The 15,030-nt window shown below is 70.8% G+C and carries 13 protein-coding genes and 1 pseudogene; 8 read left to right on the forward strand and 6 right to left on the reverse strand.

What is annotated here, in order from left to right; all coding sequences use genetic code 11:
• Window positions 1–164: 164 nt before the first annotated feature.
• The 3 genes and pseudogenes from CP975_RS26085 to CP975_RS26095 form a co-directional block, all read right to left on the reverse strand.
• Window positions 165–1,166: a DUF72 domain-containing protein gene (locus CP975_RS26085; protein WP_150477396.1), complete on the reverse strand. Its 1,002-nt coding sequence runs from the start codon at window positions 1,164–1,166 to the stop codon at window positions 165–167.
• 22 nt (window positions 1,167–1,188) lie between these two features.
• Window positions 1,189–1,869, reverse strand: a complete 681-nt coding sequence (locus CP975_RS26090) for a glycerophosphodiester phosphodiesterase (protein WP_055527192.1) — start codon at window positions 1,867–1,869, stop codon at window positions 1,189–1,191.
• 20 nt (window positions 1,870–1,889) lie between these two features.
• Window positions 1,890–3,007: pseudogene (locus CP975_RS26095) on the reverse strand (adenosine deaminase).
• Between the two features lie 54 nt (window positions 3,008–3,061).
• Here CP975_RS26095 and CP975_RS26100 point away from each other — a divergent pair.
• Window positions 3,062–3,823 carry a DUF4190 domain-containing protein gene (locus CP975_RS26100; RefSeq protein WP_150477397.1) on the forward strand — a complete coding sequence of 254 codons (762 nt, stop codon included), beginning with the start codon at window positions 3,062–3,064 and terminating at the stop codon, window positions 3,821–3,823.
• A gap of 3 nt (window positions 3,824–3,826) precedes the next feature.
• Here the strand turns inward: CP975_RS26100 and CP975_RS26105 are convergent, their stop codons facing one another.
• The gene (locus CP975_RS26105) at window positions 3,827–4,450 is read right to left on the reverse strand and encodes a riboflavin biosynthesis intermediates N-glycosidase (protein ID WP_150477398.1); all 624 of its coding nucleotides are present in this window, start codon (window positions 4,448–4,450) and stop codon (window positions 3,827–3,829) included.
• A 177-nt stretch (window positions 4,451–4,627) separates the two neighbouring features.
• Between CP975_RS26105 and CP975_RS26110 the strand changes: the two genes are divergently transcribed.
• The 7 genes from CP975_RS26110 (at window position 4,628) to CP975_RS26140 (ending at window position 12,515) form a co-directional block, all read left to right on the forward strand.
• The gene (locus tag CP975_RS26110; protein ID WP_055536187.1) at window positions 4,628–6,130 is read left to right on the forward strand and encodes a gamma-aminobutyraldehyde dehydrogenase; all 1,503 of its coding nucleotides are present in this window, start codon (window positions 4,628–4,630) and stop codon (window positions 6,128–6,130) included.
• A gap of 54 nt (window positions 6,131–6,184) precedes the next feature.
• Entirely contained in the window at window positions 6,185–7,432 is a 1,248-nt protein-coding gene (locus CP975_RS26115; RefSeq protein WP_055536186.1) for an ABC transporter substrate-binding protein, read from the forward strand.
• Between the two features lie 114 nt (window positions 7,433–7,546).
• Window positions 7,547–8,707 carry an ABC transporter ATP-binding protein gene (locus CP975_RS26120; RefSeq protein WP_055536185.1) on the forward strand — a complete coding sequence of 387 codons (1,161 nt, stop codon included), beginning with the start codon at window positions 7,547–7,549 and terminating at the stop codon, window positions 8,705–8,707.
• Window positions 8,704–9,642 carry an ABC transporter permease gene (locus CP975_RS26125; RefSeq protein ID WP_055536184.1) on the forward strand — a complete coding sequence of 313 codons (939 nt, stop codon included), beginning with the start codon at window positions 8,704–8,706 and terminating at the stop codon, window positions 9,640–9,642. The genes CP975_RS26120 and CP975_RS26125 overlap by 4 nt, the downstream gene beginning before the upstream one ends.
• On the forward strand, window positions 9,642–10,442 hold the full coding sequence (locus CP975_RS26130) for an ABC transporter permease (RefSeq protein ID WP_055536183.1): 801 nt from the start codon (window positions 9,642–9,644) through the stop codon (window positions 10,440–10,442). The genes CP975_RS26125 and CP975_RS26130 overlap by 1 nt, the downstream gene beginning before the upstream one ends.
• 29 nt (window positions 10,443–10,471) lie before the next feature.
• On the forward strand, window positions 10,472–11,890 hold the full coding sequence (locus CP975_RS26135; RefSeq protein ID WP_055536182.1) for an NAD(P)/FAD-dependent oxidoreductase: 1,419 nt from the start codon (window positions 10,472–10,474) through the stop codon (window positions 11,888–11,890).
• A gap of 157 nt (window positions 11,891–12,047) precedes the next feature.
• Complete coding sequence (locus tag CP975_RS26140; protein WP_055536181.1) at window positions 12,048–12,515, forward strand: hypothetical protein; 468 nt, start codon at window positions 12,048–12,050, stop codon at window positions 12,513–12,515.
• A 28-nt stretch (window positions 12,516–12,543) separates the two neighbouring features.
• Here the strand turns inward: CP975_RS26140 and CP975_RS26145 are convergent, their stop codons facing one another.
• Entirely contained in the window at window positions 12,544–13,146 is a 603-nt protein-coding gene (locus tag CP975_RS26145) for a phosphatase PAP2 family protein (protein ID WP_342787980.1), read from the reverse strand.
• A gap of 346 nt (window positions 13,147–13,492) precedes the next feature.
• The gene (gene gabT / locus CP975_RS26150; RefSeq protein WP_030784487.1) at window positions 13,493–14,827 is read right to left on the reverse strand and encodes a 4-aminobutyrate--2-oxoglutarate transaminase; all 1,335 of its coding nucleotides are present in this window, start codon (window positions 14,825–14,827) and stop codon (window positions 13,493–13,495) included.
• Between the last annotated feature and the right edge of the window lie 203 nt (window positions 14,828–15,030).

A 15,030-nucleotide genomic window follows, 5' to 3' on the forward strand; every position in this document is an offset into this window, starting at 1 on the left:
GGGCCCTTCGCGTCGGTCGCGTTGACCGGGTAGACGAGGGTGCGGGAGCCGTCCTCGGCGGCGGCGACCAGGTTCGTGTAGCGCGCCCGGCAGCAGCTCTCCGCCGAACAGCGCGTGCGTGAGGGTCTCCAGGTCGGCCTTGCGGGGGCGTGACCACCTCGGGGTCAAGTGGCCGATGTACCGGGGGAGTTGCCGGGGTTGTTCCCCAGGGGCTCCGGATCGAACAGCGTCGCTGCTTCGAACAGGGTCGTCCGGTCGAAGAGGGTTGCCGGATCGGACGGGGCCGACGAGGCATCCGCGCGTGCCAGATCGCCCGACGGCCCCCCGTCGATGAGCCGGCTCATCGACTCCGCCGCCCGGACCGCCGCGTCCGCACAGCAGTTGTTGAACAGGACGTGGACCTCGTCGGCACGCTCGGCCATGGAGCGCACGCGCGGAAGCCACTCGGCGAGTTCCGCCTCCGTGTACGTGTGGCGGAACTTGTCCTCCTTGGAACCGGTGCCCCACGCCGTGCTGCGCCCGTGGAAGCGGACCACCGCGTGCCGCGGCGCGGCGACGGGGGCCACGGGAGGCATGGACCCCGGCAGCCCCTGCGCCGTGTCCACCGCGACCGCGGCCATGTCCAGCTCCGTCAGCAGCGCCTCGCTGCGGGCCCGCCGACCCTCCTGCCACCACGCGGGGTGCCGGAACTCCACGGCCACCGGCCAGCCCGCGGCGCGTTCGGCACACTCGCTCAGCGCCTTCTCCGCCCGGGGCCCCGGGGCGAACCAGGGCGGGAACTGGAACAGCAGCGTGCCCAGCCGGCCCGCCCGGCGAAGCGGTTCGAGCGCGCCGCTGAAGCGCTGCCACACGGTGTCGAGGAGCCAGGGGCCCGCCGGTTCGCCCCGCAGGTCGGCGGGGAGGGAGGCCTGCCGGGTCGGGTGCCCGGTGAGCAGGGAGAACGCCTTCACGTCGAAGCGGAACCCGTCCGGCGTGCGGTCCGCCCACAACCGGCAGGTCTCCTCGCGGGGGAGGGCGTAGTAGGTCGCGTCCACCTCCACCACCGGGAAACGGCCGGCGTAGTGGCGCAGCCGCCCCTCGGCGTCCCGTCGGCCCCGCGGATACCAGCCGCCGGCCAGCAGCGCGCGGTCCGTCCACGAACAGGTGCCCACCAGAATCTCGCTCATCCGGGCCGGGTACCCCGAAGCGTCAGGAGGTGCGCAGCGCCTTCAAAAGGCCGACGCGGTTGGTGGTGATCGCGTCGACGCCCGCGTCGATCAGACGGCGCATCGAGCGGCGGGTGTCGGGGGTCCACGCCGAGACGAGGAAGCCGTCGCGGTGCACCTGGAAGACCAGTTCGCGGTCGACCAGCGGGAAGCGGTAGTTGAGCCAGCGGGGCTTCACGGCGTCGAGCAGGACACGGCGAGGCGGGGCCAGCGTCGTCCAGGTCAGTGCGATCTCCGCGGCCGGGTCGGCGTCGCGCACGGCGAGCATGGTCTCCCCGCCCGCGCAGTAGTGGACGCGGTCCGCGGCCCCGCACTCCGCGACGACCCCGACGATCGTCCGCACGGCGTCGTGCGTCGCCCCCGGCAGGTCGATCATCACCCGGTGCCCCGCCGTGGCCGCGAGGGCCGCTTCGAGCGTTGGCACGCCGCCCTCGGTGAGGCCGTCCACCTCGGCGGAGGACAGCACGCCGAGCGGACGGTCGTACCCCCACAGGCGTTTGAGCGTCGCGTCGTGCAGCAGTACGGGTACGCCGTCGCCGCACAGGCGGACGTCGATCTCCACCGCGTCCGCGCCCTGTTCGAACGCGGAGCGCAGGGACGGGAGGGTGTTCTCGCGGACGCGGTAGGGATCGCCTCGGTGGGCCACGGCTGTCACAGTGCGCATGGCCCCATTGTGGTGCCGGGTCACGGAGCCAGCCACGTCTCCGTGTACGTGTCGATCTCGGCGGCGATCCTGGCCTTGCCCGCGGGGTCGAGGAAGGACGCCTCCACGGCGTTCTTCGCGAGGGCCGCGACGCCGCGCTCGTCGAGGCCGAGGAGGCGGGCCGCGACGGCGTACTCGTTGTTCAGGTCGGTGCCGAACATGGGCGGGTCGTCGGAGTTGATCGTCACGGTCACCCCGGCCTCGACGAACTGCCTGATCGGGTGCTCGTCGAGGGTGCGCACGGCGCGCGTCGCGATGTTCGAGGTCGGGCAGACCTCCAGCGGGATGCGGCGCTCGGCGAGGTGGGCGAGGAGCTTCGGGTCCTGGGCGGAGGTGGTGCCGTGGCCGATGCGCTCGGCGCCCAGGTGGATCAGGGCGTCCCAGACGGTCTCGGGCCCGGTCGTCTCGCCCGCGTGCGGCACCGAGTGCAGTCCGGCCGCGATGGCCTGGTCGAAATAGGGCTTGAACTGCGGACGGGGCACGCCGATCTCGGGCCCGCCGAGCCCGAAGGAGACCAGGCCCTCGGGGCGCAGCTTGTCGGTGGTGGCGAGCCGCGCCGTCTCCTCGGCAGAGACGAGCCCGGCCTCGCCGGGGATGTCGAAGCACCAGCGCAGGACGGTGCCGAACTCCGCCTCGGCGGCCTTGCGGGCGTCCTCGATGGCGTCCATGAAGGCGCGGTCGTCGATGCCGCGGCGTACGGAGGAGTACGGGGTGATGGTCAGCTCGGCGTAGCGCACGTTCTGCCGGGCCATGTCGCGGGCCACCTCGTAGGTGAGCAGGCGCACGTCCTCGGGGGTGCGGATCAGGTCCACGACGGAGAGGTAGACCTGGATGAAGTGCGCGAAGTCCGTGAACGTGAAGTAGTCGGCTAGCGCCTCGGGGTCGGTCGGCACTGCGGAGTCGGGGTGCCGGGCGGCCAGCTCGGAGACGATGCGCGGGGAAGCCGAACCGACGTGGTGAACGTGCAGCTCCGCCTTGGGCAGCCCGGCGATGAAGGCGTGCGGGACGAGCGGGTCGTACGGGTCTCCTGCGGTGGCGGCTGCGCTCTGCTGCTCGGTCACGGTTCCTCCCCAGGAACGGGCTTGATCGGCTGATCGATGGGTCGGGGATCATCGTAGGCGGCGGTCTTCGCGGGCGAAGCGGGGGCCGTAGCATGACGGAACGTATGAAAGAGGTGACCGCCATGCCGGAGGGTGCGGACGGCGCGGAGGGCGCGGAGGGCGCGGGTGCGCCGGGGGAGCGGGATCCTTGGGCTCCGCCCGCGGAGGACGTGAAGGGCGCGGGGGCGCGGCGGGGAGTGCCGGGTCCGGTCGGGCCGCCCGCGGCTCATGTCCAGTGGGCGGGGACGCCGATGCCGGGGGCCGCGGTGCCCCCGTCCCCGCCTTCGCCGACCGGGGGGCTGGGGGAGCCGGTGCCGCCGCCACCGATATCGCCGGACGGGCCGGGGCAGGCGGCGTACGGGTACCCGGGGCGGGGACCTGCCGGTTTCCAGGGGTACGAGGGTCAGGCGGGGCCCGCCGACCGGCAGGGTTACCCGGGCTGTCCGGGATACGCCGGATACCCGGGATACCAGGGCGGGCCGCCCGGATACGGCTGGCCCTCCCTGCCGATGGCGCCCGCGAACGGCATGGGCGTGGCCGCACTCGTGCTCGGGATCATCGCCACAGTCGGCTTCTGTCTGGGGCCGCTGGCGGTCGTCCTCGGCGTCCTCGCGGTGGTCTTCGGCGCGGTGGGGCGCGGGAAGGCGCGGCGGGGAGAGGCGACGAACGGCGGCCAGGCGCTGGCGGGGATCATCTGCGGGTCGGTCGGCATCGTGCTGGGGGCGGCCTTCTTGGTGATCCTGATGACGATGCCGGAGGAGCCCGCGACGGACGCCCTGCGCTACGCCTCCACGGTGATCACAGCCAGGCCCTAGGCCCTACCCCCGGCCCCCCTCACCCACGTCGCACCGCGAGGACAGGAGAGCCCGCGCTTCCATGAGCGCGAACCCGAGGAGGTTCGGCCCCCGCCACCGCGCCGGGTCCAGGATCAGGGGGTCGTCCGCCGCGAGTCCCACCCCCCACACGCGGTCCAGCGGGCTCGCCTCCACCAGCACCTGCCGCCCCGTCCCCGTGAGGAACTCCCTCAGTGCCGGGTCCGACGTGAACTTGTGGACGCTGCCCCGCACCACGATCTCGAACCGCTCCTGGGCCCAGGCCGCCTCGTCGAAGCCCCGCACACCCCGCCCCGCCTTCTTCGCCTCGGTGGGGGTCCGTGCCGCGAGGATCGCCCGCTCGGCGTCCGCGTCGGCGAAGAGGCGGGCCTTGGCCGCCATCATCCAGTGCTCCGCCGACGCGTACGTGACGCCGTCCACGGTGAAGGGCGAGGGCCACCACTGGCTGAGGCAGCTGCGGCCCAGGGAGCCGTCCCGCCTCGGGGTGTGGCCCCAGAAGTACAGGTACTCCACCGGCTCGCCCTCGCTCACCGCGCGGACCAGCGCGTCCACCGAGCGCACCGATTCGATCTTCGTCATGCACGCGAGTCTGGCACGCACCACTGACACACCGTCCTGGGTTTTCCGGGACGACTCGACACCTGGTCGACAGATTCCGTCGCGTAACCAAAAGGCAACAACGGAATCACTTGTTGGACTATCCCTGCTCTGTCAGGATCGGCACTCAAATCGATCTGGAGCTACGCCGACCCCTGTGGGACGGGGAGGGCGGCGGAGGAGAGCGTCATGCACAACTTCCAGGCGCGGGACCATTTCGCGGACGGCGCGCAGTACATCGCCGGGCGGCTGACCAAGGGCACCTCGGGCCGGACCCACGCGGTCGTGGACCCGGCCACCGCCGAGGAGGTCTACTCGTACGAGCTGGCCGGAAGAGACGACGTCGACGCCGCCGTCGCCGCGGCGGCCGAGGCGTTCCCCGGCTGGGCGGGCGCCACCCCGGGCGAGCGCTCGGACGCCATGCACCGTTTCGCGGGCGTGCTGGCCGACCGCGCCGAGGAGTTCGCGCGGGCCGAGTCGGTGCAGTGCGGCAAGCCGATCAAGCTGAGCCGGGAGTTCGACGTGCCGGGCACCGTCGACAACACCGCCTTCTTCGCGGGCGCAGCCCGCCACCTCCAGGGCCAGTCGGCGGGTGAGTACACCGGGGACCACACCTCGTACGTACGCCGGGAGCCCATCGGCGTCGTCGGGTCCATCGCGCCCTGGAACTACCCGCTCCAGATGGCCGCCTGGAAGGTCCTGCCGGCGATCGCGGCCGGCAACACCATCGTGCTGAAGCCCGCCGAGCTGACCCCCTTCACCTCGCTCCTGTTCGCGCAGGCCGCCACCGAGGCCGGCATCCCGGACGGTGTCGTCAACATCGTCACGGGGGCCGGCAAGGACGCCGGTGAGCACCTCGTCGGACACCCTGACGTCGCCATGACGTCCTTCACCGGCTCCACCGGCGTCGGCAAGCGCGTCGCCGAGATCGCCACCGCCACCGTCAAGCGGCTGCACCTGGAACTCGGCGGCAAGGCGCCCTTCGTGGTGTTCGACGACGCCGACCTCGACGCCGCCGTGCACGGCGCGGTCGCCGGATCGCTCATCAACTCCGGACAGGACTGCACGGCCGCCACGCGCGCGTACGTCCAGCGTCCGCTCTACGACGCGTTCGTGGAGGGCGTCGCCGACCTCATGAGGAGCGTGCGGCTCGGCGACCCGTTCGACCCGAACACCGACATGGGGCCCCTCATCTCGCATGCCCACCGCGACCGCGTCGCCGGCTTCGTCGACCGGGCCCGCTCCTACGCGCGCGTGGTGACCGGCGGCGAGGCGCTCGCGCACCCCGGCGCCTTCTACCGGCCGACGCTCGTCGTGGACGCCGCGCAGGACAGCGAGATCGTCCAGTCCGAGATATTCGGACCCGTGCTCGTCGTACTGCCCTTCGACAGTGACGACGAGGGCATCCGCCTCGCCAACGACACCCCCTACGGCCTCGCCGCCTCCGCCTGGAGCCGCGACGTGTACCGCGCGGGCCGCGCCACCCGCGAGATCAAGGCCGGCTGCGTCTGGGTCAACGACCACATCCCGATCCTCAGCGAGATGCCGCACGGCGGCTACAAGGCCTCGGGCTACGGCAAGGACATGTCCGTGTACTCATTCGAGGAGTACACGCAGGTGAAGCACGTCATGTTCGACAACACCGCGGTGGTCCGCAAGGACTGGCACCGCACGATCTTCGGGGACCGATAGTCAGTAGGCCGCACGACCGGCGGCCGCATTCCTCCCGAAAGGGCAACCACGCGCATGGAGCAGTACGAGCCCCCCCAGTCCCCGGCCCAACTGGCCGCCATGCACCGCAGCCTGAGGAACGGCAGGGGGTCCCTGACCCGCCGCTCCCTGCTGCGCGCCGCCACAACGGGCGCGCTCGCCGCCGGTGGACTCGGCGCCCTGAGTGCCTGCGGGATCCCCGCTGCGGGCAAGGGCCAGGGTGACGTCTCGTCCGAGGACCACTCGGCCACGGAGAAGCGGCTCACCTTCTCCAACTGGACCGAGTACATGGACGTCGACGAGAAGGACAAGAACCGGCGGCCCACCCTGGCGGCGTTCACGGAACGCACCGGGATCGAGGTCAAGTACACCGAGGACATCAACGACAACGTCGAGTTCTTCGGGAAGATCAAGCCGCAGCTCGCCGCGGGCCAGGACACCGGCCGTGACCTCATCTGCGTCACGGACTGGCTCGCGGCACGGCTCATCCGTTTCGGGTGGGTCCAGAAACTGGACGCGGCCAACCTGCCGCACGCGTACACCAACCTGTCGTCCCAGTTCCGCGACCCCGACTGGGACCCGGGCCGGGCCTACTCGTATCCCTGGACCGGCATCTCCGCCGTCATCGCGTACAACAAGAAGGCGACCGGCGGGAAGAAGGTCACCTCGGTGTCGCAGCTGCTCGACGACCCGAAGCTCAAGGGGCGCGTCGGATTCCTCTCCGAGATGCGCGACACCGTCGGCATGACGCTCCTCGACATGGGCAAGGACCCCGCGGACTTCAGCGACGACGACTACGACGCGGCCATCGCCCGTCTCCAGAAGGCCGTCGACAAGAGGCAGATCCGCCGCTTCACCGGCAACGACTACACCTCGGACCTCGCCAAGGGCGACATCGCCGCCTGCGTCGGCTGGGCCGGTGACATCGTGCAGCTCAAGGCCGACAACCCGGACATCGACTTCCACATCCCGGACGCGGGTTACATCACGTCCACGGACAATCTGCTGGTCCCGAACAAGGCGCGGCACAAGAGCAACGCCGAGCGGCTCATCGACTACTACTACGAACCCGAGCCGGCGGCCCGCCTCGCCGCGTACATCAACTACGTGTGCCCGGTGGACGGAGTGCGGGACTCCCTCGCGAAGATCGACAAGGGCGCGGCGTCGAACCCGTTGATCATCCCCGACAAGGAGATGAAGGAGAAGTCCCGGGCGTTCCGGTCGCTGACTCCGAAGGAAGAGACCGCGTACGAGGAGAAGTTCGCGAAGCTGACCGGCGTGTGACGCCGCGTGGGCTGTGGCCGCCTGAACCTGCGGACCCGTGTGGCTGGTCGCGCAGTTCCCCGCGCCCCTGAAGGGGCGCCTCCGTTGCCCCTCTACTCTCCCCTGGACCCCCTCATGACGACTGCTCAAGAACACGGCGGCGACGTCCGTCTCACCGGGATCAGCAAGACGTACGGCTCCTTCACCGCCGTACACCCGCTCGACCTCACCGTGCCGCAGGGCTCCTTCTTCGCGCTGCTCGGCGCATCCGGCTGCGGCAAGACCACCACGCTCCGCATGATCGCCGGCCTGGAGGAGCCCAGTTCGGGCACCGTCCGGCTCGGCGACCAGGACGTCACGGCCCTGCCGCCGTACAAGCGGCCCGTGAACACCGTCTTCCAGTCGTACGCGCTCTTCCCGCACCTGGACATCTTCGAGAACGTCGCCTTCGGCCTGCGCCGCCGCGGCATCAAGTCCGTGAAGAAGCAGGTCGGCGAGATGCTCGACCTCGTCCAGCTCGGCGAGCAGGCCCGCAAGAAGCCGCACCAGCTCTCCGGCGGCCAGCAGCAGCGCGTCGCCGTCGCCCGCGCGCTCATCAACCACCCCAAGGTGCTCCTCCTCGACGAGCCCCTCGGCGCCCTCGACCTGAAGCTGCGCCGCCAGATGCAGCTGGAGCTGAAGCGCATCCAGACCGAGGTCGGCATCACGTTCGTACACGTCACGCACGACCAGGAGGAGGCCATGACGATGGCCGACACCGTGGCCGTGATGAACGGCGGCCGCGTCGAACAGCTCGGCGCCCCGGCCGACCTCTACGAGAACCCGCGCACCACCTTCGTCGCCAACTTCCTCGGCACCTCCAACTTCATCGAGGCGGAGGTCGCCGCGGAGAGCGGCGACGACCTGGTCGTGAAGGCGGGCGACTGCAAGCTGACACTGCCCACCGCCCGGTGCAGCGGCCCCACCGCGACCGGCGGCAAGGTCCTGGTCGGCATCCGCCCCGAGAAGATCTCCCTCACACACGCCGACGACGCGGGGCGGATCCCCGAGGGCCGCAACCGCATCACCGGACGCATCGCCGACAGCAGCTTCATCGGCGTATCGACGCAGTACGTCGTGCACAGCCCGGTCTGCCCCTCCTTCGAGGTGTACGCGCAGAACATCGAGCGCGACGGCCGCCTCACCCCGGGCGCCGAGGTCGTCCTGCACTGGAACCCCGCGCACACCTTCGGCCTCGACGCCGCCCAGGACGTCGAGGCGGGCGTCGAGAAGGTCGAGGAGGACGCCTCCGCATGACGACGACCCGCACCGAAGCGCCGCCGGCGAAGGACCCCGCGGACCCGGCCCCCGCACCCCGGGGGTCCCGCGGGCGCGGCCGCCTCGTCCCCTACTGGCTGCTGCTCCCCGGCATCCTCTGGCTCATCGTCTTCTTCGCGCTGCCGCTGGTCTACCAGGCGTCGACGTCCGTACAGACCGGGTCGCTCGAAGAGGGCTTCAAGGTCACCTGGCACTTCGCCACCTACTGGGATGCGCTCACCGACTACTGGCCGCAATTTCTGCGCTCGGTGCTCTACGCGGGTGCCGCCACGGTTCTGTGCCTGCTGCTCGGCTATCCGCTCGCCTATCTGATCGCGTTCCGCGCGGGCCGCTGGCGCAACCTCATCCTCGTGCTGGTCATCGCACCGTTCTTCACCAGCTTCCTGATCCGTACGCTGGCCTGGAAGACGATCCTCGCGGACGGCGGCCCCGTCGTGGGCGCCCTCAACTCCCTGCACGTCCTGGACGTCACCAGCTGGCTGGGCGCCACCGACGGCGACCGGGTCCTCGCCACACCGCTCGCGGTGATCTGCGGACTCACGTACAACTTCCTGCCGTTCATGATCCTGCCGCTCTACACCTCGCTGGAGCGCATCGACGGACGGCTGCACGAGGCGGCCGGTGATCTCTACGCCAAGCCGTCCACGACCTTCCGCAAGGTGACGTTCCCGCTCTCCATGCCGGGCGTCGTCTCCGGAACGCTGCTGACCTTCATCCCGGCGGCGGGCGACTACGTGAACGCGGATCTGCTCGGATCGACCGACACCCGCATGGTCGGAAACGTCATCCAGACGCAGTTCCTGCGCATTCTGGACTATCCGACCGCGGCAGCCCTGTCCTTCATCCTCATGGCCGCCATTCTCCTCATGGTGACCTTCTACATCCGCAAGTCGGGGACGGAGGATCTCGTCTGATGGCCATTCTTCGCTGGCTGCGGCGCAATCTCGTCGTCATCGCGGGCCTGTGCACGCTCGCCTATCTGCTCCTGCCGAACGTCATCGTCACGGTCTTCTCCTTCAACAAACCGAAGGGCCGCTTCAATTACTCCTGGCAGGAGTTCTCCACCGACGCGTGGCAGAACCCGTGCGATGTCGCCGACATGTGCGGATCGCTCTCCCTGAGCCTCCAGATCGCCACCTGGGCCACGATCGGCGCGACCGTACTCGGCACGATGATCGCCTTCGCCCTCGTGCGCTACCGCTTCCGGGCACGCGGCGCCATCAACTCCCTGATCTTCCTGCCGATGGCGATGCCCGAGGTCGTCATGGCCGCCTCGCTGCTCACGCTCTTCCTCAACATGGGCGCCCAGCTCGGCTTCTGGACGGTCCTCATCGCCCACATCATGTTCTGCCTCAGCTTCGTGGTGACCGCCGTCAAGGCGCGCGTCATGTCGATGGATCCCCGTCTGGAACAGGCCGCGCAGGACCTCTACGCGGGCCCCGTGCAGACCTTCCTGAGGGTCACGCTGCCGATCGCCGCCCCCGGCATCGCGGCGGGCGCGCTGCTCGCCTTCGCGCTCTCCTTCGACGACTTCATCATCACGAACTTCAACGCGGGCTCGACCGTGACATTCCCCATGTTCGTCTGGGGATCCGCACAGCGTGGCACGCCCGTTCAGATCAATGTGATCGGTACGGCGATGTTCCTCGTCGCCGTGCTCCTGGTGCTCGCCGGAATGCTGATCGGCAAGCGCCGCAACAAACAGTCCCGGTAATTCCCGCCGTTTCAGAAGGAGTGGAAATCATGGCCCCTAGCGCCATGACCCGTTGGACCAAGTCCCTCTCCGACGCCCAGCCGGTCCCGTACTGGCTGGACGACCCCGGCAAGCCCGCCCCCGAGCCCGCCCTCACCGGCGACGACCGATGCGACCTCCTCGTCGTCGGCGGCGGCTACAGCGGACTGTGGACCGCCCTCAACGCCAAGGAGCGCGACCCGCACCGCGACGTCGTCCTCGTCGAGGGCCGCGAAGCGGGCTGGGCCGCCTCGGGCCGCAACGGCGGCTTCTGCGCAGCCTCCCTCACCCACGGCGTCGCCAACGGCCTGTCCCGCTGGCCCGGTGAGATCGAGAAGCTGGAGGAGCTGGGCGCCCGCAACCTCGACGAGATCGAGGCGGCCGTCAAGCGCTACTCCATCGCCTGCGACTTCGAGCGCACCGGCGAGATCGACGTCGCCACCGAGCCGCACCAGGTGGCCGAACTCCACGAGATGTACGAGGAGATGGCCGCCCACGGCCTGGCGGGCGGCGCCGAACTGCTCGACGCCGACGCCGTGCGCGCGCAGGTCGACTCGCCGACCTTCCTCGGCGGCCTGTGGGACCGCGACGGCGTCGCCATGCTGCACCCGGCGAAGCTGGCGTGGGGCCTGAAGCGGGCCTGCCTGGAGAAGGGCGTACGCGTCTACGAGCACACGCCCGCCCTGGAACTGGCACGGACCGGCGCGGGGATGGCGGTCCGCACCCCGTACGGCCGGGTCTTCGCCCGCCAGGTGGCGCTCGCCACGAACATCTTCCCCTCGCTGGTCAAGCGCGTCCGCGCGTACACCGTGCCGGTCTACGACTACGCGCTGATGACCGAGCCGCTGACCGACGACCAGCTGGCCGCGATCGGCTGGCACAACCGGCAGGGACTCGGCGACAGCGCCAACCAGTTCCACTACTTCCGGCTCTCCGCCGACAACCGCATCCTGTGGGGCGGCTACGACGCGATCTATCCGTACGGCGGGAAGGTGCGCGCCGAGTACGACCACCGGCCCGAGACGTACGCGAAGCTCGCCCGGCACTTCTTCACCTGCTTCCCGCAGCTGGAGGGGGTTCGCTTCACGCACGCGTGGGGCGGCGCGATCGACACGTGCTCGCGCTTCTCGGCGTTCTTCGGCACGGCCCACCAGGGCCGCGTCGCGTACGCGGCGGGCTACACCGGCCTCGGCGTCGGGGCCACCCGGTTCGGCGCCGACGTGATGCTCGACCTGCTCTCCGGTGAGCGCACGGAACGCACGAGCCTGGAGATGGTCCGCACGAAGCCGCTGCCGTTCCCGCCCGAGCCGTTCGCCTGGACGGGCGTCGCGCTGACCAAGTGGTCGCTCGCCCGCTCCGACGCCAACGGCGGCAGGCGGAACCTCTGGCTCAAGACGATGGACAAGCTGGGGCTCGGCTTCGACAGCTGAAGTGGCGTCTGTGCCGGCTGAACCGGCGTACGCCCCACCGCCGCGGCGCGAGCCGCTTCACTACCAACAAGTAGCCGAACCCGCGTAATGCCCGGCTCCCGGGCCCCTCTCACCAGTGACACGCACAGCCGTCACCGGGAAACAGGGAGGTCCAGCCATGACTGGCTCGGGAGCGAGGTCGGCGCTCGAATGGCTCGTATCGGTGGCACCGGATCCGGACGCCTGCCGATGGGAATGGGAGCGCAACCCGTACGGCGTCGCGCTCCTGCCCGCCGGCAGGCGCTGGGACGTGCTGATTCTCCCCGGCGAGCTGGGCCACCCCACGCTCGACGTGCTGACCTGCTGCACCGACCGCCCGGGGCCGGTGCTCGCCGACTTCGGCGACTCGCGCATGGGCTTCTTCGTACCGGCGGGCACGGTCGCCCACTGGCTCGGCACGGGGGTGCGCGGCGCGGGCCGCGGCACCTGGATCGTCGTGCCCTACCCCGGGCGGGTGACGGGCGGCGTGCGCTGGCTGGTCCCCCCGGACGGATCGGGCACGCTGACGGACCCGGCGCTGCTCGAACTGGCGATGCACGAGGCGGCTGCGGGCCTCGCGCGGGAGACCCGGGACGAGGAGGCGTGAGCCACCCCGGCTCCGGCTCCTCGGCCCCCTACAGCTCGGGCCGCTTCCCGGGCGGTTCGCCGTACCGCCCGACCAAGGCCACCATCACGTGCAGCAGCATCCCGCACAGCAGCCACGAGGCCACCACGTCCAGCGGCCAGTGATATCCCCGGCGCACGAGACCGAAGCCGACGGCGACGTTCAACACCGCGCAGCCGGCGAGCAGTGCGCGACGGCCGTACGAGCCGCGCAGCAGGGGGAGCAGGAGCAGCGCGGCCGCTCCGTAGGCGACGGCGGCCGTCGCGGCGTGGCCCGAGGGGTAGAAGCCGTCGTGGCCCGCCATGCCCGGCGGCCCCGGCCGGCCGATGGCCGCCTTGAGCGGCACGACGAGCGCGGGCACCGCGGCCATGGCGAGGGCGGCGGCCACCGCGGGCAGCCACCAGCGGAACGTACCGGCGCGGTGGCCGCGCCAGGCGGTGCAGGCGAGGACGGCGAGGAGGACCGGCACCGCGACCGTGAGATTGCCGAGATCGGCGAGGAACTCCGCGGCGCGCCCCGGCAGGCGGCTGCCGCTCAGGGCCCGCCCCGCGCGCTCGTCGGCCCGGCGCAGCGGCCCTTCGGCGACGACCTGCCAGGTGAGCAGCGCGAACACGAGCGCGTACAGACAGAGGAAAAGGGGCGGCCGCCCCGGGACAGGGGGGATTGTCCCGAGGCGGCCGGAAGGACCGGGGTGCCGCGCGCCCCGGGGGGTCTGGGGCGCGCGGTCATCCGATCGGTGAGGAGTTCCGGAGCCAGAGGCTCCGGGTGCGTGCGCGAGGGCACGACCGGGACGGGGCCGGGGAGGCTCCGCCCTGGTGTCGCCCACAGTCCCCTCTGGGCGGGGTGTTTCTCTCATCTGCGGAAACCGTACGGCAGAAGGCGTCCGGCCCGACAGGCGGTTCGGCAACCTGTCATGGGGCCCGCACACCTTCTTCACACGCCCCGACGCTCCCCCGGACTCAGACGCCGGCGAAGGCGTTCTCGATGATGTCCAGGCCTTCGTTGAGCAGGTCGTCGCCGATGACCAGCGGCGGCAGGAAGCGCAGGACGTTGCCGTAGGTGCCGCAGGTCAGGACCAGCAGGCCCTCCGCGTGGCAGGCCTTGGCCAGGGCCGCGGTGGCCGCCGGGTGGGGCTCCTTGGTCGTCCGGTCCTTGACCAGCTCGATGGCGATCATCGCGCCACGGCCGCGGATGTCACCGATGATGTCGAACTTCTCGGCCATCGCCGTGAGGCGGGCCTTCATCGTCGACTCGATCGCCTTCGCCTTGGCGTTGAGGTCCAGCTCCTTCATCGTCTCGATGGCGCCGAGCGCACCGGCGCAGGCCACCGGGTTGCCGCCGTAGGTGCCGCCGAGGCCGCCCGCGTGCGGGGCGTCCATGATCTCGGCGCGGCCCGTGACGGCGGCGAGCGGCAGACCGCCCGCGATGCCCTTGGCCGTGGTGATCAGGTCGGGGACGATGCCCTCGTCCTCGCAGGCGAACCACTGACCGGTGCGGCAGAAGCCGGACTGGATCTCGTCCGCGACGAAGACGATGCCGTTGTCGTTGGCGAACTTCACGATCTCGGGCAGGAAGCCCTTCGCGGGCTCGATGAAGCCGCCCTCGCCGAGCACGGGCTCGATGATGATCGCGGCGACGTTCTCCGCGCCGACCTGCTTGGTGATCTGGTCGATGGCCTGCTTGGCGGCCTCGGGTCCGGCGTTCTCGGCGCCGGTCGGCCAGCGGTAGCCGTAGGCGACCGGGACGCGGTAGACCTCGGGGGCGAACGGGCCGAAGCCGTGCTTGTACGGCATGTTCTTGGCGGTCAGCGCCATCGTGAGGTTCGTACGGCCGTGGTAGCCGTGGTCGAAGACGACGACGGCCTGGCGCTTGGTGTACGCACGGGCGATCTTGACGGCGTTCTCGACGGCCTCGGCGCCGGAGTTGAACAGCGCCGACTTCTTCTCGTGGTCGCCCGGCGTCAGCTCGGCGAGCGCCTCGGCGACCGCCACGTACCCCTCGTACGGCGTGACCATGAAACAGGTGTGCGTGAAGTCCTGGAGCTGGGCGGAGGCCCGGCGCACCACGGCCTCGGCGGAGGCACCGACGGAGGTCACGGCGATGCCGGAACCGAAGTCGATCAGACGGTTGCCGTCGACGTCCTCGATGATGCCGCCGTCCGCGCGGGCGGTGAAGACGGGCAGCACGGAGCCCACGCCACCGGCGACCACGGCGGTACGGCGGGCCTGAAGCTCCTGCGACTTCGGGCCGGGGATGGCGGTGACGACGCGGCGCTCCTGCGGGATGTCGCTCATGCGGGGCTCCTGTTTCTGGGGGTTGGACGGCTACGCCGGACGCTGGCTGACGGTTTCGCCTGGTTCGACCTTGGCCTGGTTCGACGGGGGGTTTCTCGCAGATTAGGGGCGGGGCGGGGGGACGGTCATGCTCCATCGGGGTGGGGTCGCGCGGCACGGTTGTCCGACTTGGACACATGCCGTGTTCCGGCACTCCGGGCGGA

This window comes from Streptomyces alboniger, from assembly GCF_008704395.1.
Taxonomy (GTDB): Bacteria; Actinomycetota; Actinomycetes; order Streptomycetales; family Streptomycetaceae; genus Streptomyces; species Streptomyces alboniger.